Genomic DNA, 21,453 nt, shown 5'->3' with positions numbered 1-21,453 from the left:
TTCTGGCGGTTAAATCAAACTCCGCCCAACGCCAGCCAGAGTTTCATCGTGGCATAGAGATAGTTGTATTGCGTTTGCATCAGCGTATTTTCGCTGTTTAGCAAACTGTCCTGTGCATCAAGCAATGTCTGATAGGAAACCGCACCCGCGCGATACTGGCTGTTTGCCAGTTGCAGCCGCTGCTGGCTAAGTTGCAAATCAATCAATTGGCTCTGTTTCTGCTGTTGATAGGTCACGCGCTGCGACATGGCGTTATCCACGTCACTCAGAGCGCTATACACCTTGCTGCGAAATTGAATAGCTGCCCGTTGTACCTCAAGCTTTGACTGCTCAATGGTCAGCTGCACCCTATTCCATTCAATGAACGGCAGGGAAAGCGTGCTTCCCAGCGTGCGCACCGGATTACTGAACCACTGCTGAAAGGCCGTGGCTCCGGCCCCGAGTCCAGCACTTAAGGTCAGTTTGGGATAAAAATCGAGGCGTGCCACGTCTGACCCCGCGAGGGCTGCCCGAAGGTTCCACTCCGCGACCTGCACGTCCGGTCGCTTGGCGATGACCTCCAACGGCAAATGCTCTACGACCGCGACCGACTGATGAATATTTAACGTTGCTGGCTCCGCCTGTCTCTGATGAGGACCACGGTTAAACAGGATCGCCATCGCGTTACGCGCTTCTTCGCGCTGCCGCTCGAGGTCACGCTGGGTCACGCGGCGGTTGAGCACTGCCTGTTCCGCCTGCACCACGTCTAAACGGCTGACCTCCCCGGCGTTAAAGCGTGACATGGCCAAACGCTGAGAGCTTTCGGCGATATTAAGGCCTTGCTGGCCGTTAATAATTTGCTGGTTGAGACTACCCAACTGCCAATACAGCTGCGACAGCGTGCCAATCAGCGTCAGCGCCGTGGCCTGCCGGTCTTGCTCTGATGCCTTAGCCAACCATTCGGCCTGATCCCGGCTGCGTGCCAGCCTCCCCCACAAATCTAACTCATAGGAAGCGTTTAATGCGCCGTTGTAATTCTCATCAGCGTGGGCCGAGGTGCTGATATTTTTGCTATTGCTGGCCCCCAGCGACGCGGTGAAATCTGGCGTCATATTGGTCTTTCGCAGGCCTGCGGTCAGTTGGGCTTGCTGAAGCGCCAAAGTTGCCAGAGCCAAATCGTTATTGCTCTCCAACATGGCGTTAATGGCCCGAGAGAGCTGCGGGTCCTGAAAATTGTCCCACCAATGGGCGCTGTGGCTAAGGAAGGATGCGCCGGTTGAGCCGGTATTCTCGCTTGCGCGCCACTGTTCGGGGATGGATAACGTCGGGCGTTGATAGTCACTTTTGAGCGCGGGTCCACATCCCGACAGGCAGAGCAGCATGATCAAACCAAGTATTTTTCTCATTCGCGAGCCAGTGCCTCCGTTGGGTGTAGACGGGCCGCGTTGCGAGCCGGGACAAAACCGAATCCCAAGCCAATCAAAGCGGAAAAGGCGCAGGCCATGACAATCGGTGGCCAGGTAAAGACCAGGGTGAAGGCATCCGTGATCTGGGCGAAAATCAGACCGGCAATGCCAGACCCGACAATGCCGATAGCGCCGCCTAGCGAGCAAATGACCATGGCTTCGATTATAAATTGCCGCATGATGTCGCCCGGGCGCGCGCCGACGGACAAACGAATGCCGATTTCATGCGTCCGCTCAGTCACCGACACCAGCATGATATTCATGACCCCCACTCCGCCCACCAGCAGCGAAATACCGGCAATGGCGGTGATCAGCAGCGTCATCGAGTCGGAGGCGCTTTGTATCGCTTTGGTCATTTGGTCATTGGTCATGGTGAAAAAGTCGCGTTGACCGTGTTCACGCTCCAGCAGTTTCTCAACTTTCTCCTGCACGTTAGCAATGGCATAGCCCTCGGCAACCCGCAGGGTGATTGACGCCAGCGGCTTATCTCCCGACATTCGCTGTAGCAGCGAGGTATAGGGCATCCAGGCTTGCAATAGGTCCCCGGCATATTTCGGGCCGGGCTTATTGGCAACGCCAATCACTCGAAAAGGCACACCGGCCAGTTGGATAATTTGCCCAATAGGCTCTTCGGAGTGAGGAAAAAGGGTGTTTTTGATATTGGTATCGATGACGATCACCGGCTCGCGCTCGTCCACGTCTTGCCGAGTAAAGCGACTGCCCGCGCTGAAAACGGCCCCCAGCACGTCAAAATACCCCTCGCTAACGCCAGACAAGGAAGTTGAAACCTGCCTGCCACCGCGCACCGCCATTACTGACTTGCTGACCACGGGTGAAAGGCTGTCGACATAGGGCTGGCGCTGCAACAGTTCTACATCACTGATTTTCAGCGCCCATTGAAACTCCGGGCGCATTTGTTCCCAGCTCAATCCAGGAAGTATTTCCAAAGTGCTGCTGCCCAACTGGCTGATTTCGCTAAGGATGCTCTGTCTCGCCCCTTCTCCTACCGCCACTGAAGATACTACGGAGGAGATACCAATGATGATCCCGAGCATTGATAAAAACGCTCTGCCGCGATGGCCAAGCAGCGAACGCCACGCCATGCGGATAGACTCTTTTACATCTCGCCACGCGGGAGATCGGCCGGTGTCGACGGCCACGGGCAAGGCGGTGTTGATCGGAGCCTTTTGCCACTCTGGGTTCGCGCCGTCCGCCACAATTTCGCCATCGCTAATTTCAATAATCCGTTGGCACTGGCGGGCAATGCTACGGTCATGGGTAACGATAATCAGCGTGTGCCCTGCATGGTGCAGGCCGTGTAAAATGGCCATAAGCTCCTGCCCGCTGGTGCTATCGAGCGCCCCGGTCGGCTCATCGGCCAGAATAATATTCGCGCCATTCATCAATGCGCGGGCAATACTCACGCGCTGCTGTTGGCCACCAGAAAGCTGTGACGGGCGATGCAACATGCGCCCGGCAAGGCCCAGACGGGTTAATAAATGCTGTGATCTGAGTTCGCGCTCTGCGGCGGGCATGGCGGTGTATAACGCCGGAATAGAAACATTTTCCTGCGCGGTTAAGTAAGGTATCAGGTGATAACGCTGGAAAATAAAACCGATAAACTGGCTGCGCAGCTGCGCCAACTCGGCGCTGCTGGCGGAGCCGGTGGGGACGCTCATGATGTGCATTTCGCCCTGAGTCGGCTTGTCGAGACAACCAATAATGTTCATTAGCGTCGACTTTCCCGAACCGGATGCGCCAATGATGGCGACCATCTCGCCACGATGAATATTCAAGGAGATATTCTTCAATACCTCCACCTGCTCACTGCCAGAGACAAAGCTGCGGGAGATATGCTTGAGTTCGATCAGCGCTGTCGAATCAGCCATTTTCACTCTCCGTCATAGCTTCAGCCGCCGTCACCACCGACTCACCTTCTTGCAGCCCTTCAAGCACTTCCACGAACTGGCGATCATTGATGCCAACGTTAATCAATCTTGACTCAGCGCGGCCATCTTTAAGCACTTGCACTTGATAGCGATTTTTACCCTGCTGCGGCCCGAGGGCGATCACCGGCAGGCGCAGTGCGTTCTTCGCCTGCTCCACAACGATAAACACCTGCGCAGTCATCGAGGTGCGCAGCACGCCCTGTGGGTTGGCGACGTTGAACATTCCGTTGTAATAGACTGCGGAGGGTTGATCATCGAATGAGCTTTCGCCATTGCTGTCTTGCAATGCCTGAGTCGGCGCGTCTTGAATCGCCTGCATCTGGCTGTCATAGCGCCGTTGCGGTTCGGCGAGCACGTAAAACCACAGCGGCTGGCCGACTTTTACTTTTAGAATGTCCGTCTCGGAAATGCGGGTGTGGACCGACATAGTGCTGACGTCAGCGAGAACCAAAATGGTTGGTGCACTTTGCGAAGAAACGATGGTCTGCCCCTCTTGGGTAACAATCCCCAAGACGACACCATCGATGGGCGCGCCAATTCGGGTAAAGCCCAGATTGGCTTGTGCCGTTTCTAGTGACATCTGCGCTTGCACTATCCCAGCCTGATTGACATCAATTTGCGCCTTTTGAGTGGCCACCTTGGCCTGTGCTTGTTCGAGGGTGCTGCGCGTCCCCGCCCCTTCTCTGTCGAGGCGCAACTGGCGATTGAGTTCCAACTGATATTGCTCAAGGGTGACCACCGCCGCCCTTTTTTGCGCCTCGGCGCTTGCCAGCTCTGCCTGAGACTTGCGCAATTCGCTAAGCTGCAACGTCGGGTCGATTTCAGCCAGCAGTTGGCCTTTCTGTACTCTCTCACCTTGGCGGACATGAACCTTGGTCAATTGCCCATTGACCTGCGCCCCCACGTTGACTTGCAGAGAGGGTTTGAGGGTACCGGTCGCCAGCACGGTTTTCTCAATATCACCGCGGCTCACCGCGACCGTGGCAATCGAGGTATCGCCGATGGCGCTTGCCTGACGCAGCCATGCGCCGACAATCAGCATGACAATGACGACAATCACTACCGCCGCCGCTTTGCCGGGCTTGTTTTTCATTAAAGCGATAGCTCTTTTCATTCTGGCGTGACCTCTTGACTCAGTTGAGCAATATGGCCGGAAGACATGCGGTAGACCTTGTCAAACAGCGCTAAGGTCGATTCGCTGTGGGTGACGGTGATCAGCGATTTGTTAAATTCGCGGCAGTGCTCGATTAAATAGGCCATGACCCGGTAAGCCGTCTCATCATCGAGATTGGCCGTGGGCTCATCCAGCACTAAGACTGGGCAATTGCTGTACATGGCTCTGGCTAGCAACAGGCGCTGGCGCTGTCCCAAAGAGAGCGCGGCATGACTTTCGCGGATCAGCGCGTGCTGTTTGCCCGGAAGCTGCTCAATTACCTCGTGCAACTTCAATCCCATCAGCGATTTATCAATGCGGCTCTGTTTTTCACCATCAACGTAGTTATCAAACAGCGTGATATTTTCCAGCACCGAGGCGCTAAACAAGATGTCCTCCTGGCTCTGCAAGAAAAACAGTTTCTGCAATTGCTGACTGTCTAATGCATCACCATCAGCCAATATTTCCCCCGACTGAGGGCTAACCAGCCCGGTAATAATTTTCAGCAAGGTGCTTTTACCAGCCCCTGACTCGCCGACAATGGCAATTTTTTCACCACGCTGGACGCTAAATGACAGCTGCTGCAAGAGAGGCTTGGCGGCATCATAAGCAAAATTGATCTGTCGATAGCTCAGGCACTGGTGAAAGTGAACCGCCGGGGCAGCACGCTGGCTCTCAGGCTCCACCTTGCTTGCGCCATGGGGGAACAAATCATTCGCGCGGGTATCGATGACATGGAGCTGGTTTTTTTGCAGCACTGAAAAGAAGATTTGCGTGATGTAATTAGTAAAAATTTGGCGCACAAAGCTATAGGCAAAAAACTCTCCCAGCGAGATAACATTGTTTTTCAGCAAAGGAAGCGCCAGCAGCATAAACAGCACCATTTCCAGACTACCGATAAACTGATACAGACTGCTTTTCACCTGCTCGTACATCTTTTGTTTTTGCTGGCAGATAAATAGCGATGAGGCGTAGGTGGCGAAAACTTGCTGGCGCTGAGCACTGATACCCGCCGACTTTATAGTGGAAAAACCCTGAATGGTTTCCAGTAAGAAATCACTCTGTTCGGCGCTTTTGACCTGCAATTGCTGCGTGTAAAACCGGTCGCGATAAATCGCCCAGACGCTCACCAGCCCCATCGATGTCACCCCCACCGCCGACACCATCGCCAGCAGTGGACTCATATAACACATCACGCCGAAGGCAATGGCACCCACGATCCAGTCAGTTCGCAGGCCGTTATCAAGCTCGATTTTCTGCGCCGCGGCCAACTGCCAACTGGAGAAGCGACTGTAGATTTCGCCCGGGCTGCGCTTATCAAAAAAGCTTAAAGTGTTGCTGAGTAACCGTGAAAATCCCGCCACGCTTTGCAAGACAACAAAACGCTTAATGAATCGCTCTGTGACACTTCTAACCACATAGGCCAGCAGGGTCGAGACAATAAAGGCGAGCAGGAAATAGAAATAGGGAAAATCAGCGTTACCCGCTGATGAAAACACCGTATTGATGGCGCTACTCACCATGATTGGCATGATGAAGAGCGTTAGCGACACCAGAAATGCCAGCACCATCAGGCCGTAGATACCGCGAATGGCCGCCGTCTGTTTGAGGCTCATGCACTCCAGCAGGCGAAAACGGCGATTGCGCTGCACGGCGGCAACGGCCTGTGGGTCAGGCGGCGTCTCTGAGTCAATCACCAACGCGTAGCCACTGATTTCTGCCTTAAGGGCCTCCACAGGCAGCAACTGTTCACCTATGCCGGGATTCATCACACAAACATAGTTGCCCTGCCGATAGGCCAGCAGCACATAGTGGCTAGCCCCATAATGGAGAATGGCGGGGAGTGGGATCTCAGCGAGCTCTTGCCGCTCGAACACCACCGGATAGGCCGGAATAGCCAATTCGGATAAAATTTCACATAGCGTCGACAAGGCAGTGCCGTGAGCCGAAGCGGGAAAACGCTCGCGAAGCTCTTCCAGAGAGATGCTGATCCCCTGCGTTTCAGCAAGCATACTGATGCAGGCTAAGCCGCACTCGTTGGTTTCGCCCTGAAAAATTAATTTCGGAATAATATTATCCATAATTGACTGTTTTAACGTCCTGTTAAATTAATGCGCAGTAATGGGATCTCGGATGTTACTCATTAATAAAGTAGAGTGAATGTGCATGCCATAACATCCAATCATCGGCATGCTCTCTAATCGACTGTTCAATAATTTCTGGCATCTGCTGTTTTAATTGCCTGGCCTGCATCGGCGGATAAATCTTTATCTTCACGCCCCCTTCATAATAGAGATGATAAAACACCACCTGGGCGGATATCGCACGTGACAACCTCACAATGCCATTATGTAATTTGGCCGGGCGTTGAAATAATTGGCACGCCAATTTAGAGGTTTGCCCTTGGTAAGCGCCAAGAGTGAATTCAGGGGTAATATCGGGGAACAATATAATATTACGATCACCCTGCGCCGCTCCCATCACAGACGTCATTAAGTTTCCGGCAATAACATTGCTCTGGTCATGAATCGAACAGTAATCAAGGTTCAACCCGCCTAGTGTCAGCTCTTCAGGTGAATGAACCTGCTCGCCAAAGGAGGCAATCACCGTGGCTTTACCAGGATAAACCCCGGCTGCCACCATGGTCGCCAGAATGTCCGACACCATATGGAGCGGAGCCAGCATCACTGGCTGTCCCTGTCGATGTAAGGGTTCAACCACTGCATTAAGTTGCACGGTGCAGGCAGCAATCTCTTGAAGAACCTGAGCATTACGCCCATAGGTCGCGGCTTTCACCAGCCACTCGCGGCGCTGGGTTAACCAGATATAATCAAGGGGTTTACTGTCTTGCAGCAAGGACGCTTTATTCGCCCGCGCAACCTCGGCCCGCAGCCTGAGCCCACGTCCGGTCATGCCTAACGTTCGACTCATGTGCGGTAACATGAAAAGCCAGCGATAGCGAATATGGCGCAGTAAAAAATAGCTAATTCGCGTCCCAATACGCGGAAAGAGATCACCCACTCGCCGAAAATAAGTGGCAAGATTCATCCAGGCTAATAAGCATCGCAACAGCAGGAGTTTCATTACTGCTCCAGTGGACGGTCTGTATTCAGCAAGGATAATAACTGGTCAGCAAATTCAGGGAATGAACGATCCTGAATCGCTACCCACTTCTTAGCAACGATAAAAGTCGGTGTGACGGTGATATTATAATCGCGGGTCACCTGGGTCATATACGCCAGCTTCTCTTTCACGACAGGTGATTGGCGCGCTTTATTGTATTCCGCCAGACTAATTTTATTGCTTTTAAGCCAGGCTGTTAGCTGTGCGACATCACCTAAATCAATATTATCTTTATTGACTGCCTGATAAGCGCTATCACGATATTTGGCTTCTACGCCCATGGCATCAAGGGTGGCAAATACTGCGGCATAGCGCCCCAATCCGGACTGGTCGTCATAGCTTACATGCAAACGCACCAGCTTTTTCCCCGCAGGCAGTCGTTTTTCAAGCTGTTGGATATTTTCTTCATTCGATGCACAGTAATGGCAACCATAAGAGAGGATTTCAATAATATCCTGCCCATCTTCGATAATACTGTTGGTGACGTTATCTGTACTGAGCGATGTTAATAAATCTTGAGAGGATTGTTCGTTTTTATTTAAAACAAACTGGTGAAAATAGGCCGTAGTGATCAAGGCAGAAATGACCGCAATGAAAATCGTATATAAAGTAACGGAGATTATTTTTTTACGCATGATCCACTCAATCCTTGAGTATAGGGAGGTAATTAAAAAAATGGGTACAAAGTTATAACTAACAATGTACCCAACTGACTAAATCAACTTATCGACTCATCAGTTTGCTAAACAGTTTGAACCTGAGCTAACGGTCATTTTCTTGTTGATAACACCGTGCTTATCAGTACAGGTTTTTACAGAATAGCATGCGACTTTACCGTTAGGGCCCATACTCTGCTCATAGGTGTTGTTGCAATAGCTTTTAAAAGTACCGCCAACGATGGTAGCTGCTTGTGACATAGTCATCTTTTTCATGGGTAATTTCCTTATATATAGTCAATTGTTACTGCTACATTTATTGGTTAACAATAACCAATATCCTTTTTTTCCTCTGTTAATTAAAATGAGGAAATATGTTCAAAGATAACAAGAAGAGTTATTGATAACGCTAATAACCTCTTGATGCGGCGCAGTATAACGACAGCATTTTAATGGAGCAATACTTTGGAAAGCGTATTTGCTAATAAAACCACATACATTAAATGCCTTTAATTGGGATATTTCTCGGTTATATATTCCAAGCATCGTGCATAAGAAACTCATGAGAATGAAATTCTTAGAAATTAAACAGTAGAGGCAATTATTTCTCGCTTAGAATTAACTAAGAAAAAAGGATCATTGGTTTAGATTTATTCTAATAAGCCGGGTAACTATTTTTTGAGAAAAAATGATTAAGCTGCGCTAAAGATCGCTATTACTGACTCCATCCGTTTGCCCAGAATACAAACGGATGGAATATGGGAGGTAGAGATAAGAGAGGAAGGCGTCGATTTAGAAGCCCAAACTGTCCAACAAGTCATCAACTTGTTCTTGGGAAGCCACCACGCCGACGCCTTCTGCATTGAGTTGCGGGCCATTCAACAGACTGTCGTTTTCACGCTTGGCTTTAATGTTCTGCTCAGGAATGTTATCCATCAGCACGGACAGCAGCTGATTCTCAATCTCTTGGACCACGGTCATCATGCGTTTGATAACTTGCCCGGTTAAGTCCTGGAAGTCCTGCGCCATCATGATTTCCAACAACTGCGCATTGGTAAAACTGGTGTGCTCAGGAACTTCTTTCAGATAGCTTCGGGTGTCCGTCACCAGTTCACGAGCATCGGACAGCTCGATTGGGTTTTCGAACCACTCGTCCCAGCGCGCATCCAGTTTCTTCGCCGCAGATTCAAGTTTGTTTTGGCGCGGTTGCGCCGCTTCAACACAGTTTAAAGCACGTTCTGCCGCCTGAGCGGTCATGGTGACAACGTAATCCAGACGATCGCGGGCATCAGGAATGGCTTCCGCTGCCTGGGCGATGGCTTGATCAAGCCCCAATTCGCGCATACTGTCGCGCAACATGCGTGTCAGTTGCCCAATCCGGGCGATAATATCGCCCGCGGTTGCTGCATCGTTTGCAGGCATTGTCATTCCTGGAGGAAGTAAGTCAGCCATATCTGCTCCTACATGCCTAGTTTTTCAAAAATTTTGCCGAGCTTCTCTTCCAGAGTCGCGGCAGTAAATGGCTTAACGACATAGCCACTGGCGCCAGCCTGAGCGGCTGCCACAATGTTCTCTTTCTTGGCTTCTGCGGTGACCATTAGCACCGGCATTTTTGCCAATGCGGCGTCGGCGCGGATAGTTTTCAGCAGATCAAGACCGTCCATGTTTGGCATGTTCCAGTCAGACACCACGAAGTCGAAACCACCGGCACGCAATTTGTTCAGTGCATCAACGCCATCCTCGGCTTCTTCCACATTCTGGAAACCAAGTTCTTTCAGCAGGTTGCGCACGATGCGGCGCATAGTTGAAAAGTCATCTACCACCAGAAAACGCAGATTTGGATCGGCCATGTTTTAGTGCTCCTAAATTGTGCTGCTTCATCACCCTAGCGGGATGAAAAATTAAATACGTAAAGCCTGTCCGGCTGATATTTGTGCCAGCATGCGCTGGCTTATTTGGCTGAGATCCACCACCTCATTGACCCCACCGGAGGCGATCGCCTCACGGGGCATCCCGAACACCACACAACTGGCTTCGTTTTGTGCCAGGGTATAGGCCCCGGCGCGGTGCATCTCCAGCATGCCGGCAGCGCCGTCATTGCCCATTCCTGTCAGGATCACCCCAACAGCATTGCGTCCGGCGAACTGCGCCACCGAACGGAATAACACGTCAACCGACGGGCGATGGCGATTCACCGCCGGGCCGTCGTTCAACTTGACCTGATAGTTTGCCCCGCTGCGGGTCAGCTCCATATGCCTGTCCCCCGGCGCGATGTAAGCATGTCCCGGCAGCACACGCTCGCCGTCTTCCGCCTCTTTCACCGTGATTTGGCAAAGCTTGTTCAGCCGGTCAGCAAAAGAGCGGGTAAACCCAGGCGGCATATGCTGAGTGATCATCAGTGCCGGGCAGGTCGGCGGCAACGGCTGTAACACGTGGCGAATCGCCTCGGTCCCGCCGGTAGATGAGCCAATGGCAATTAACTTCTCACTACTGAGCAGCGGCGTATGGCTCAGCATGCGCGGCATATCAGCATTGACGTTCTTATTCAGTCGCGCCTTTGACGCCGTGCGGATCTTGTCGGCAATCAGTTCGCTATAGGCCAGCATGCCTTCGCGGATCCCCAACTGCGGCTTAGTGACAAAATCAATGGCCCCCAGCTCCAGCGCCCGTAAGGTAATTTCCGACCCCTGCCCGGTTAAAGAAGAAACCATCACCACCGGCATCGGGCGCAGGCGCATCAATTTTTCGAGAAAATCCAGTCCGTCCATGCGCGGCATTTCGACGTCAAGCGTCAAAACCTGCGGATTGAATTTTTTTATCAGGTCGCGCGCAACCAGCGGATCAGGCGCGGTTGCCACCATTTCCATATCCGGATGACTGTTGATAATTTCGGTCATCAACTGCCGCATCAACGCCGAGTCATCGACACTCAACACTCTGATTTTATTCATTACCTCTCCTTGGCGAGACCGTAAACAGTTTGGCCACGCAAATAAAATTCCCGGCTAATCTGGCTGAAGTTTTCGGAATGTCCGGCAAACATCAGGCCGCCCGGTTTTAGTAACGGAACAAATCGGCGTAAGATTTTTTCCTGCGTCTGTTTGTCGAAGTAGATCATCACGTTCCGACAAAAAATCGCATCAAATGGCCCATTAAGCTGCCAATGGCCAGCCAGCAAGTTGATCTGCTGAAAAGCCACCATTTGCGCCAGCTCCGGGCGAACGCGCACCAACCCACTGTGCGGGCCTGTGCCTTTCAGGAAGAACTTTTGCATCTGCTGGGCACTGAGCGTGCGCAACTCTTCCTGACGGTAGACGCCAGCAACGGCCTTCTCTAATACCTGCGTATCAATGTCGCTGGCATGAATGCTGCAACTGGCCATTCTTGGCCCCAGTGCTTCACTCAGGGTCATGGCAATGGAGTAAGGCTCTTCCCCGGTTGAGGCGGCGGTACTCCAGACGCTGTAATTGTTCGGCCGAGAGCGAGCATGTTCAGCGAGAATAGGAAAATGATGAGCTTCGCGAAAAAAAGCCGTCAGGTTGGTTGTTAAAGCATTAATAAATGCCTGCCATTCGGCGCTATTCGCATCACTTTCCAGCATCGCCAGATACTGGCCAAAATCATTAATTCCTAGAATTCGCAATCGACGAACCAGTCGGTTGTAAACCATCTCTCTTTTGTGATCCGCCAGAACGATACCGGCGCGCTGATAGATAAGCTCACTGATACGGCGAAAATGGATGTCCGACAGCGGTAGCCGTTGGATCATTTGCGCCATAATTGACGCGTTATCCGGAACATGGTTTGAATTAGGAGCACTCATAATGCGGACTCCTTAAACGACAGATTCTGTTGCTGTTGCCCAAATGGCTTTCCCTACTCTCATTACCGACGCATCAGAGGCGGAAACCGCCCCTGTCATGCTATTGCTACTGTTAAATGCTCAATGACTTACTGCTTAGAAGGTTTCCCAGTTTTCAGTCAGGTTGTTGCTAGCGGCACCTTTGCCAGCTGGCGAGGAAGAAAGATTTGGCGTTAGCAAAGGTTGACGAGCCGAGGTAGTGGTCGGGCGAACGACATTCACCTGATGCTGGCCAAGGCTGAATACCGCCACGGACTGCGTCAACAGGCTCGCCTGCTCTTCTAACGCCGCGGAGGCCGAGGCTGATTCTTCAACCAACGCGGCGTTCTGCTGGGTTACGCGGTCCATTTCGGTAATGGCCTGCGCCACTTGCTCGATGCCACGGCTCTGTTCATCAGAAGCAGAGGTGATTTCGCCCATAATGTCGGTCACGCGGGTGACGGCGCTGACCATATCACTCATGGTTTCACCGGCGCTTTCGGCCAGAACGGAACCGGTATTAATGCGGCTTACCGAGTCATCAATCAGGCCTTTAATCTCTTTCGCCGCCTGAGCGCTGCGCTGCGCCAGACTGCGCACTTCCCCAGCAACCACGGCAAATCCGCGGCCTTGCTCACCGGCGCGGGCAGCTTCAACCGCCGCGTTCAGTGCCAGAATGTTTGTCTGGAAAGCAATACCGTCGATAACGCCGGTAATGTCGGTAATTTTCTTCGAACTAGCGGCGATATCGCTCATGGTTTGCACCACGTTAGACACCACTTTGCCGCCCTTCTGCGCCGTTTCGGAGGCACTTAGTGCAAGCTGGCTCGCCTGGCGCGCGTTTTCGGCGTTTTGTTTCACCGTCGCGGTCAGTTGCTCCATGCTGGCGGCCGTTTCTTCCAAAGAAGACGCCTGCTGTTCGGTGCGTGAAGAGAGATCGTTGTTACCCGCAGAGATTTCACTGGCGCCGCTATAGATAGCGTCCGCGCCCTGACGCACGCCAGACACCGTGCGGATCAACTCGCTTTGCATGTCTTTGATGCTTTCAGCCAACAGACCAATTTCGTTACGGCTTTCCACCGTCACTTGCTGCGTCAAGTCGCCGCGAGCAATGTGCTGAATGCTTTCCACCAGTGAACGCAGTGGGTGAACCAACACGCGCTGCACGCCGAACCACGCCAGGCCGATAAACAGCACCAGCACCATCAGGATCACACCCAGCACCCAAAGTGAGCTGCTAAAGGAGTTTTCGCTGACGTTAACTGCGTGGTTATACAGTTTGTCGTTTTGGTCGATATAGTTGACGAATGCTTTCTCAAATCCGTCCTGATATTGCTGGGTCGGCTGTTCGAAGAAGTCATTGATGCGTCCCAAGCCGATAAGGTCAATCAGCTCGCTCAGCGCGCCGTTAAGAACGTCATAATTCTTTTTAATATCAGCCGCTAATGCCGGATTCTGGCTCGCATCGCTAGGAATTTTTTGATATTTGGCGTAGTGCTCGCCGGCAACTTTCAAATCCTTTTGCGCGACGTCGATAAGCTCTTTAACTGTCGCCCCACTCCCCATTTGGTTGGCATCGAGCATAAAGCGTATGCCCGCGCGGTTGAGGGTATTACGGGTTTGCAGAAGATAAATCCAACTGGCATTTAGCTCAGCCTGCTGCACACGAATTTGCTGCGAAGTGGCGAAGTTATCTTTATCGGTTTTAAGCGATTTGAAGAACAGCCCACCAGAAACCAACTGTAACGCCCCAAAGACCACCAGTAAGACAACGATGGCCGTGACCACTTTCATACGCTTAAACATCATGTTGTGCCTTTTTCCATTAATTCATCTACAGAGGGTTATCGGCAGGGCGATGTATAACTTGAGAGCGGTTTTGTAAAACCGCTGAAAACGAGTTCACGGTCAAGGTCAAAACCTTGCTGTTTCAGTGGAGTGCTATTGTGCTCCTCCCCCTGGCAAGGGGGAGGCTGGGAGGGGGTATTGCAGAAAAGTCAGCGGGTTAAAGTAAATTCGAGTTAGGTTTACTCCTTCTCTTCTCAGAGGAGAAGGCTGGGATGAGGAGTGGTTTAACTCAACACTCAATGCGGCAAACCCCACACCCCACCTGACCTCCTCTCATGAAAGAGGAGAGATAAAACCAAGCTAAATCAAGCTTTTGCCACACTTTCTACCAGTGCCATTTCTTCGCTGCTCAGCAACTTCTCGATGTCGACCAAAATCAACATCCGATCGCCCAGTGAACCAAGGCCGGTTAAGTATTCGGTAGAAAGCGTTACCGCGAACTCTGGCGCAGGGCGAATTTGCTCCTGAGTCAGAGAGAGCACGTCAGACACGCCGTCAACCACAATACCCACTACCCGGTTTTCGAAGTTCAGCACGATAACCACGGTGTTTTCATTATATTCAACGTTCTGCTGGGCGAACTTAACCCGCAGGTCGATAATTGGAACGATGACGCCGCGCAGGTTGGTGACGCCCTTGATGAATGCCGGGGTGTTGGCGATGCGGGTTACCTGATCGTAACCACGGATCTCCTGCACTTTGAGAATATCGATACCGTATTCTTCATCACCCAGCGTAAAAATCAGGAATTCCTGTCCTACCGTTTCACCTGCCATTTTTGTCACGGTTGCAAGTCCGGCCATGTTATTCACCCTTCATCGTTCGGCTAAAATTGAGCCTCACCGGCGTCACCAGTGAGGGCTTTTTCGTTTTAAATTTTTTATGCAACGGCCGAGTCTACGGCACGTTTGTCACGGTTAAGCGCCTGCAGGGCTGATACATCAACAATCAGCGCCACGCTGCCGTCGCCCAAAATGGTCGCGGCGGAAATCCCCGGTACTTTGCGATAGTTACTCTCGAGGTTTTTCACCACCACTTGATGCTGACCGATCAACTGATCCACCAGCAGCGCGTAGCGGCGTCCGGCACTTTGCAGGATCACCACGATGGCCTGCGTCGCCTCGGTTTTCGCCCCGGTCACGTCAAACACGTTGTACAACTCGACCAGCGGCAGATATTCGCCACGCACTTGCAGAACGCGCTCGCCACCGGCCAGCGGATGTAAGTCTTCAGCCAAAGGTTGCAGAGATTCCATCACCGCGTTTAATGGCAGGATAAACACCTCTTCGCCGACTTTGACGGACATACCGTCCAGAATCGCCAGCGTCAGCGGCAGAAGAATGCGGATGGTGGTGCCTTTACCCTGTTGAGAATGGATTTCAACGTGACCGCCCATCTCCTGGATATTTCGTTTCACCACGTCCATGCCCACGCCACGGCCTGAAACGTCAGTCACTTTTTCCGCAGTCGAGAAACCTGGCGCGAAGATAAGCATCCCGACTTCTTCATCACTCATATTGTCGTTGACGTTCATCCCCTGCGACGCGGCTTTGGCCAAAATCTTCTCGCGATTCAGACCCGCACCGTCATCTACCACTTCAATGCAGATATTCCCGCCCTGATGTTCTGCGGAAAGGGTCAGATTGCCCGTCGGATGCTTGCCGTTGGCGATACGCACGTCGGGAGACTCCACGCCGTGGTCCAGACTGTTACGCACCAGGTGGGTTAATGGGTCGATGATTCTTTCGATCAGGCTCTTGTCCAGCTCGGTCGAACTGCCGAGCAGCGTCAATTCAATCTGCTTGTTCAGCTTGCTGGCAAGGTCACGGACAAGACGCGGGAAGCGACTGAAAACGTACTCCATCGGCATCATACGAATGGACATCACCGACTCTTGCAGGTCACGCGCGTTGCGCTCCAACTGCCCCATACTGTTGAGCAAATCGCTGTGGGCCACCGGGTCCAGCAGGTCAGAACGCTGGGCCAGCATAGACTGGGTTATGACCAATTCGCCGACTAAGTTAATCAGCTGATCCACCTTCTCAACCGCCACGCGGATGCTGGTTGATTCAGCGGCTTTTGGCGCGCGCGCTTTCGCCGGTGGCGCCGAGTCAGGCACGACAGCCAGAGCGGGCGCAGCGCGCGGCGCGGCTTCCTCAATTGGCGCGACAGGTTGCGCGGCCACGGCCTGTGGTTCAGCAACGGCCGGCTCGACGTCATTGGCGGCGGGCTGGCTAAAGCTGATTTGTTCAGGTTCGATAACAAAGCAAAGCACGGCGCTGATGTCGTCTTCGCTCAGCGTGGTGTTGAGGGTCGCTTCGACGCTATTCGCTGTCTGTACGGCGTCCTGCACATCGCCAAGATTGCCCAGCTCTTCCAGCATCAGCGGCACTTCGGCCTCTTTCAAGCCAGAAAGCAGAATGCGTAAACCGCCGCTCGAGGCCGCCGTCGGCGCAGAGTTCACCGCCGCTGACTCCGTCACAACGTGAAGATCGACCGTCGGTGCGCCCTGCAGCTGTGCTTGAGCTTCAAGCGCCAGTTGGCGCAGCGCGGCGCAGATGTATTCGAAGCTTTCAGCATCAGGGTCCTGAGAGGATTTATAGGCGTCCAGTTGCTCCTGCATAATGTCTTTCGTTTCCAAAAACAGGTTGATGATGTCAGTGCTCAGGCTCATTTCTGCGCGTCGTGCACCGTCGAGCAGGTTTTCCAATAAATGGGTGGTTTCCTGCAGAACTGAGAATCCAAAGGTGGCGGCCCCGCCTTTAATCGAGTGCGCCGCGCGGAAAATCGCGTTGAGCTGCTCGATATCAGGCGTCTGGGGGTCAAGCAGCAACAGGTGTTGCTCCATATCCGCCAGCAGTTCGTCTGCTTCATCGAAAAACGTTTGGTAAAAATCACTAATATCCATGCTCACGTGATCACCTCTGCTGTGAATCGCGGCTTGCCGATGATGCCGGTTGCGCCGTAACGTCCGCCGCGGCAGGGATCGCCGTGGTTGGTCTGTTAGACGAAGAAGAACTTTCCGGAGTCACCGTCTCACTCTTGGGTTGTTGTTGTTCTTGTGAGGGCTGCGTCGGTAAAGATTGCCCTGATGTTGGTGGTGTTGTTGATTCTGTTGGCGGTTCCTTGGATGTCAGGTGCGGCGCGAAAGCCGATGACGCCTTGGCGCTTGGTGGCTCAACCGGGGCCGGAGCCTGAGTGTCACTGCCCGGAACCATCTTTTTCAATTCGCCCGCGTCGCTAATGGTGACGGCTTCACCCTCGCTGTTTTCGCGCTCGATGGCCTCTTCGGCATGTTTATTCAGCACTAAAATACTGATGCGACGGTTAATCGCGTCGCCGGACGGATGGTCTTTCAGCTGCATGGTGGAACCCATGCCCATCACGCGCAGCACTTTGCCTTCGCTCAGGCCACCGGCGGTTAATTCACGGCGCGAGGCGTTGGCGCGATCGGTCGACAGTTCCCAGTTGCTGTAGCCGCGTTCGCCCATGGCGTACGGCATATCATCGGTATGACCGGCGAGGCTTATCTTGTTGGGAAAATCATCCAGCACCGGAGCAATCGCCCGCAAGATATAGCGCATATAAGGCTCTACCGTGGCGCTGCCCAGTTGGAACATCGGGCGGTTCTGGCTATCGATAATCTGGATACGCAGCCCCTGCTCCGTGAGGTTAATCATCAGGTGCGGGCGCAAATCTTTCAGACGCGGATCGGAAATCAGCATCTGCTCTAGCTTCTCTTGCAGGCGCTGCAAATCACCGATTTCACGCTGGTCGCCCTGCGACTGGATCATCTTATGCACTTCGCCATCCTGCTGGGTTGGGTCATCCCCGCCGCCCGGAATCGGGCTGGTGGCGTCGCTGCTGCGCGGACCATTGGTAATGGCCACGGCCAATGGCGTACGGAAGTATTCAGCAATCTGCACCAGCTCTTTCGGGCTGGAAATGGAGATAAGCCACATCACCAGGAAGAATGCCATCATCGCCGTCATAAAGTCGGCATAAGCAATCTTCCACGACCCGCCGTGATGCCCGCCGCCGTGCTTGGCCTTTTTCCTGCGCACCACAACGATGGGATGACTCTGATGCTTCATACGTTTTCTTCTTCCGCTTGCTTGTTAGGCGATTTGACCTGACGAACGTGATCTTCGAGTTCGACGAATGAAGGACGCTCGGAGGTGTAAAGCGTTTTACGACCAAACTCGACGGCAATCTGCGGCGCATAGCCATTCAGGCTTGAAAGCAAAGTCACTTTGATGCACTGCATCATCTTGGTGTTCTCAGCACATTTCTGACGCAACACTGCTGCCAGCGGGGAGACAAAGCCGTAGGCCAGCAAAATACCAAGGAAGGTGCCGACCATCGCGTGGGCAATCAAAGCACCCAACTCAGCCGCCGGACGGTCTGCGGCGGCCAGGGTATGAACAATCCCCATGACCGCGGCCACGATGCCGAACGCCGGGAGTGAATCCCCCACCAGCGCTAGACTGTTGGCGGGCACTTCGCTCTCTTGCTCGTAGGTTTCAATCTCTTCATCCATCAACGCTTCGATTTCAAAAGCATTCATGTTGCCGCTGACCATCAGGCGTAAATAGTCCGTGAGAAATTCCACCAAATGTTTATCGGCAAGAATGCGCGGATAATTAGTGAAAATGTCGCTTTCCTGCGGATTATCGATGTCGTTTTCCAGCGATAGCATCCCCTGTTGGCGCGATTTGGCGAGTAAACGATAGAGCAGCGCCATCAGATCCATATACAGCGCCTTGCTGTAACGCGATGCGCGGAACAGTTTCGGCAGTGCGCGAAGCGTTGATTTGATGGCTTTGCCGTTGTTACCAACCAGAAACGCACCAATACCGGCGCCGCCGATGATCAGCAGTTCTGCGGGCTGATAAAGCGCGCCCAGCTCGCCGCCAACCAGCATGAAGCCGCCAAAGACTGAGCCCAGGACCACGATGTAACCGATGAGTACTAGCACGATAATTCCTTAATTCGATGTGGCTTTTGGGTATAGGCCAGACCAGGGAAAGCGCGCTTGAGGAGAGAATTGAGGTTTTTGTATCGTCAGGAGACAACAAAAAACGATCGGGGATGTTGGGGAGGTATTGTATAGAGTGGCATTTCACCACTCTTTATCATCACGTTACCTGTCGCACTCTGCTGCCCACATCATCTCAAACTGCGCGCTTGACCTTTTCGTCCAGCTCTTGAGATGTACTATCGGCAGCTTCCGGGGAAAGTTTACGTTTTTTTACTGCTCGTGAAGGTGGTTGGCAAAGACTGCACACAAAACCGTGACGTGGCTGATGTGCATGGGTAATAAAAGAACCATCGCAGCAGTTGCAAGAAGAGAGTTGCAGCATGCCGCTGTCAACAAATCGAACCAATGTCCACGCACGGGTCAGGGCCAAAATCGGCGCTTCACCCGGCTGCTCTGGACACTGCTCCAGATACAGACGATATGCCTTGATAACCGCCTCAACGCCATTGCAATGCCCGCTCTTCATCAGGAAGGTGTAGGCGTTGTAGAACATCGAGGAGTGAATGTTTTGTTCCCACGTCATGAACCAATCGGTGGAGAACGGCAACATCCCTTTCGGTGGAGGGCTACCACGCAGCTCTTTGTAGAGTTTAATTAACCGACCACGGCTAAGCTGCGTTTCGCTTTCCAGCATCTGTAAACGGGCACCCAGCGAAATCAATTCCATCGCTAACTGAATATCCCGCGCTTCCTGAACAATACTTTTTTCGACGGGTTTGGCCGAAGCCTCTCTCGGTGTCGATGGTGCTTTTATCAGGGACATAGTTATGCCCTTTTCTTAGAGGCGCTGCTGTCTTTAGCTGAAAGCCCTTTCAGCAAATGGCTAGACAACAGAATACCTGTGTGGATTTGCTGTAAATCATCCACTCGCGACTCTTGCGTCAAACGCTCAATCGTCTTGCTGTCGTCGAAACGAAACTGGCACAGCAACTGATTCGTTTCAGCTAACTTCACCATTTGCGGCAAAGTCAGGCCAGCTAACGCGTCAGCCATGACATCGTCGATCCCCAACCGGAACATCGCGGAAGCCTTTTCGTCGTTTATTAACCGCTGTGCTAACAGCAAATATGACAGATTGATGTCATAAATATGTTTAAGCAATTCTGACATGCTTGTTTACCCCATACCGTCAGCTATGAATTCATAACTGGTTGATAGATATAATCACTGCTTGGTTTTTTAGTCCGACAGAGTATTTTTTTACTATCAAAACAATTGGCTCATTGGACGATGAACATCACATTTCATTTTTTCAAAGAAATGTTTGCGAGGACAAAACAGGTTTATCTCGCGGTTTTATATTCACCGCCAATACAAAGTAGTTCCTGATGTAAACTATAAATGTGACAATTTCACGGCTAATTAAATTTAATAATTTATCAGTTGTAGCTTTTCGGCAGGGTCCGTTGCTGTGATTGCGTGTCATTCAGTGAAACGCTTTTACATACATTATTAGGATTAATCTTAATACGACGCAAATGTAACCCCGAATCATTAGCACATACAATCTAGGCCTCAGCGAATTTTGGATAAAGTGTGACGCAGATCACAAAAATAAAACTTATTTTTATCCAAAAAGAGTGATTTGGGTAAAAAATCAGCTCAAAATTTAACCAAAAGTAAAAATGCGTCTTAAAATCCCTTCTCAGCCCCGTTTTTTCATTCATTTTTAGATCATTTTGTACAACTTCTAATTAAAGCGAAATTAACCATACAAAAACATGATTAACACATTTTATTTAGATTTATAATCTACATTTAAGACATGAATTAGCAATAAATCCAGATTGACTGAAAAATAACTTTTTATTCAAAAATGGCTAGATTGAGTGCTGTTTAGGAAGGTTTTTCAGGGTAAATCTGGGATAAACGAGGGGATTGCGTCAGTAAGTACGGCTTTATAAGCGTATAAAGTCAAGGTGTGTAACAAATAATTTTTGCAGCAGAAAACCTTCTGCCCTCAGGGAGGATACAGAAGTGGCGGTAAAGTGAGTGGCCCAATGTAGGGGCAAGAGAGGTATCGGCACCGAAAACAAAAACTTTAGCGCCGAATACATAAGGTGGTTTATGCCAGCAAAGAGTAAAAGCTCAGACCAGTCTTAGGATTTTTATTATTAAGGCATCATAAGGCATGGGGTTTTAGGTCCAAAAAGTGCTAGCAGAAGCGTAGCCAAGGGCGGTGAAAATTTATTTCGCAGAGTAATAGTAAAGAAGAATTAAAATATCCATCACCAATTTGTCATCTAAAGAGTTATTAAAACCCTCCAATATCGATCAAAAAATAATTAAAAGCTCAACTGAAAACGTTAACAGCTAAGTTTTATCACCCTATTTACTCTTATTAATCGGTTTTCTTTATTTATAAACCCAAAAAAAACCCTCTGCTTTTAAGAGGGT

The 21,453-nt window shown here is 51.5% G+C and carries 18 protein-coding genes; all 18 read right to left on the bottom strand.

The genetic code is table 11. From position 1 onward, the window contains the following. Nucleotides 1–14: 14 nt before the first annotated feature. The 18 genes from V2154_RS08465 to flhD all read right to left on the bottom strand — a co-directional run bounded on the left by V2154_RS08465 (nucleotide 15) and on the right by flhD (nucleotide 20,166). Nucleotides 15–1,385 carry an efflux transporter outer membrane subunit gene (locus V2154_RS08465; RefSeq protein WP_353501849.1) on the bottom strand — a complete coding sequence of 457 codons (1,371 nt, stop codon included), beginning with the start codon at nucleotides 1,383–1,385 and terminating at the stop codon, nucleotides 15–17. Next, a complete protein-coding gene (locus V2154_RS08460; protein ID WP_353501848.1) occupies nucleotides 1,382–3,334 on the bottom strand; it encodes a MacB family efflux pump subunit in 1,953 nt (650 codons plus the stop codon). The genes V2154_RS08465 and V2154_RS08460 overlap by 4 nt, the downstream gene beginning before the upstream one ends. Then, complete coding sequence (locus V2154_RS08455) at nucleotides 3,327–4,508, bottom strand: efflux RND transporter periplasmic adaptor subunit (RefSeq protein WP_437341998.1); 1,182 nt, start codon at nucleotides 4,506–4,508, stop codon at nucleotides 3,327–3,329. The genes V2154_RS08460 and V2154_RS08455 overlap by 8 nt, the downstream gene beginning before the upstream one ends. Continuing rightward, nucleotides 4,505–6,628, bottom strand: coding sequence for a peptidase domain-containing ABC transporter (locus tag V2154_RS08450; protein WP_353501847.1), 2,124 nt, complete (start codon nucleotides 6,626–6,628; stop codon nucleotides 4,505–4,507). Before V2154_RS08450 ends, V2154_RS08455 begins: the two co-directional genes overlap by 4 nt. Nucleotides 6,629–6,683: 55 nt before the next feature. Further along, nucleotides 6,684–7,631, bottom strand: coding sequence for a lysophospholipid acyltransferase family protein (locus V2154_RS08445; RefSeq protein WP_353501846.1), 948 nt, complete (start codon nucleotides 7,629–7,631; stop codon nucleotides 6,684–6,686). Then, nucleotides 7,631–8,305 carry a DsbA family protein gene (locus tag V2154_RS08440; RefSeq protein WP_353501845.1) on the bottom strand — a complete coding sequence of 225 codons (675 nt, stop codon included), beginning with the start codon at nucleotides 8,303–8,305 and terminating at the stop codon, nucleotides 7,631–7,633. The genes V2154_RS08445 and V2154_RS08440 overlap by 1 nt, the downstream gene beginning before the upstream one ends. A gap of 99 nt (nucleotides 8,306–8,404) precedes the next feature. Next, a complete protein-coding gene (locus V2154_RS08435) occupies nucleotides 8,405–8,602 on the bottom strand; it encodes a DUF4762 family protein (protein WP_353501844.1) in 198 nt (65 codons plus the stop codon). Nucleotides 8,603–9,118: 516 nt separating this feature from the next. After that, nucleotides 9,119–9,748, bottom strand: coding sequence for a protein phosphatase CheZ (cheZ, locus tag V2154_RS08430; protein ID WP_353501843.1), 630 nt, complete (start codon nucleotides 9,746–9,748; stop codon nucleotides 9,119–9,121). Nucleotides 9,749–9,786: 38 nt separating this feature from the next. After that, on the bottom strand, nucleotides 9,787–10,176 hold the full coding sequence (gene cheY / locus V2154_RS08425) for a chemotaxis response regulator CheY (protein ID WP_100938303.1): 390 nt from the start codon (nucleotides 10,174–10,176) through the stop codon (nucleotides 9,787–9,789). A 51-nt stretch (nucleotides 10,177–10,227) separates the two neighbouring features. Continuing rightward, a complete protein-coding gene (locus V2154_RS08420) occupies nucleotides 10,228–11,277 on the bottom strand; it encodes a protein-glutamate methylesterase/protein-glutamine glutaminase (RefSeq protein WP_034789950.1) in 1,050 nt (349 codons plus the stop codon). Beyond that, nucleotides 11,277–12,149: a protein-glutamate O-methyltransferase CheR gene (gene cheR / locus V2154_RS08415; RefSeq protein WP_437341997.1), complete on the bottom strand. Its 873-nt coding sequence runs from the start codon at nucleotides 12,147–12,149 to the stop codon at nucleotides 11,277–11,279. Before cheR ends, V2154_RS08420 begins: the two co-directional genes overlap by 1 nt. 135 nt (nucleotides 12,150–12,284) lie before the next feature. Then, a complete protein-coding gene (locus V2154_RS08410; protein ID WP_353503951.1) occupies nucleotides 12,285–13,973 on the bottom strand; it encodes a methyl-accepting chemotaxis protein in 1,689 nt (562 codons plus the stop codon). A 347-nt stretch (nucleotides 13,974–14,320) separates the two neighbouring features. Continuing rightward, the gene (gene cheW, locus V2154_RS08405; RefSeq protein ID WP_034789926.1) at nucleotides 14,321–14,818 is read right to left on the bottom strand and encodes a chemotaxis protein CheW; all 498 of its coding nucleotides are present in this window, start codon (nucleotides 14,816–14,818) and stop codon (nucleotides 14,321–14,323) included. Between the two features lie 77 nt (nucleotides 14,819–14,895). Next, the gene (cheA, locus tag V2154_RS08400; protein ID WP_353503950.1) at nucleotides 14,896–16,923 is read right to left on the bottom strand and encodes a chemotaxis protein CheA; all 2,028 of its coding nucleotides are present in this window, start codon (nucleotides 16,921–16,923) and stop codon (nucleotides 14,896–14,898) included. Nucleotides 16,924–16,933: 10 nt separating this feature from the next. Then, entirely contained in the window at nucleotides 16,934–18,109 is a 1,176-nt protein-coding gene (gene motB, locus V2154_RS08395) for a flagellar motor protein MotB (protein ID WP_353501842.1), read from the bottom strand. Continuing rightward, nucleotides 18,106–18,993, bottom strand: coding sequence for a flagellar motor stator protein MotA (motA, locus tag V2154_RS08390; protein ID WP_353501841.1), 888 nt, complete (start codon nucleotides 18,991–18,993; stop codon nucleotides 18,106–18,108). Before motA ends, motB begins: the two co-directional genes overlap by 4 nt. A 196-nt stretch (nucleotides 18,994–19,189) precedes the next feature. After that, a complete protein-coding gene (gene flhC, locus V2154_RS08385) occupies nucleotides 19,190–19,819 on the bottom strand; it encodes a flagellar transcriptional regulator FlhC (protein ID WP_353501840.1) in 630 nt (209 codons plus the stop codon). Nucleotides 19,820–19,821: 2 nt separating this feature from the next. Beyond that, on the bottom strand, nucleotides 19,822–20,166 hold the full coding sequence (flhD, locus tag V2154_RS08380; RefSeq protein WP_353501839.1) for a flagellar transcriptional regulator FlhD: 345 nt from the start codon (nucleotides 20,164–20,166) through the stop codon (nucleotides 19,822–19,824). Between the last annotated feature and the right edge of the window lie 1,287 nt (nucleotides 20,167–21,453).

The organism is Ewingella sp. CoE-038-23 (assembly GCF_040419245.1).
Taxonomy (GTDB): domain Bacteria; phylum Pseudomonadota; class Gammaproteobacteria; order Enterobacterales; family Enterobacteriaceae; genus Ewingella; species Ewingella allii.
This window is presented reverse-complemented; position numbering and strand designations above follow the sequence as displayed.

Excerpts from the sequence above, each read along its gene's own strand:
- V2154_RS08455 (WP_437341998.1), bottom strand. The coding sequence starts at position 4,508 with ATGAAAAGAGCTATCGCTTTAATGAAAAACAAGCCCGGCAAAGCGGCG.
- cheZ (WP_353501843.1), bottom strand. The coding sequence starts at position 9,748 with ATGCCTGCAAACGATGCAGCAACCGCGGGCGATATTATCGCCCGGATT.
- cheR (WP_437341997.1), bottom strand. The coding sequence starts at position 12,149 with ATGAGTGCTCCTAATTCAAACCATGTTCCGGATAACGCGTCAATTATG.
- V2154_RS08410 (WP_353503951.1), bottom strand. The coding sequence starts at position 13,973 with ATGTTTAAGCGTATGAAAGTGGTCACGGCCATCGTTGTCTTACTGGTG.
- V2154_RS08445 (WP_353501846.1), bottom strand. The coding sequence starts at position 7,631 with ATGAAACTCCTGCTGTTGCGATGCTTATTAGCCTGGATGAATCTTGCC.
- flhC (WP_353501840.1), bottom strand. The coding sequence starts at position 19,819 with ATGTCCCTGATAAAAGCACCATCGACACCGAGAGAGGCTTCGGCCAAA.
- cheW (WP_034789926.1), bottom strand. The coding sequence starts at position 14,818 with ATGGCCGGACTTGCAACCGTGACAAAAATGGCAGGTGAAACGGTAGGA.
- cheY (WP_100938303.1), bottom strand. The coding sequence starts at position 10,176 with ATGGCCGATCCAAATCTGCGTTTTCTGGTGGTAGATGACTTTTCAACT.
- V2154_RS08460 (WP_353501848.1), bottom strand. The coding sequence starts at position 3,334 with ATGGCTGATTCGACAGCGCTGATCGAACTCAAGCATATCTCCCGCAGC.
- V2154_RS08450 (WP_353501847.1), bottom strand. The coding sequence starts at position 6,628 with ATGGATAATATTATTCCGAAATTAATTTTTCAGGGCGAAACCAACGAG.
- flhD (WP_353501839.1), bottom strand. The coding sequence starts at position 20,166 with ATGTCAGAATTGCTTAAACATATTTATGACATCAATCTGTCATATTTG.
- V2154_RS08420 (WP_034789950.1), bottom strand. The coding sequence starts at position 11,277 with ATGAATAAAATCAGAGTGTTGAGTGTCGATGACTCGGCGTTGATGCGG.
- V2154_RS08465 (WP_353501849.1), bottom strand. The coding sequence starts at position 1,385 with ATGAGAAAAATACTTGGTTTGATCATGCTGCTCTGCCTGTCGGGATGT.
- cheA (WP_353503950.1), bottom strand. The coding sequence starts at position 16,923 with ATGGATATTAGTGATTTTTACCAAACGTTTTTCGATGAAGCAGACGAA.
- motB (WP_353501842.1), bottom strand. The coding sequence starts at position 18,109 with ATGAAGCATCAGAGTCATCCCATCGTTGTGGTGCGCAGGAAAAAGGCC.
- V2154_RS08435 (WP_353501844.1), bottom strand. The coding sequence starts at position 8,602 with ATGAAAAAGATGACTATGTCACAAGCAGCTACCATCGTTGGCGGTACT.
- V2154_RS08440 (WP_353501845.1), bottom strand. The coding sequence starts at position 8,305 with ATGCGTAAAAAAATAATCTCCGTTACTTTATATACGATTTTCATTGCG.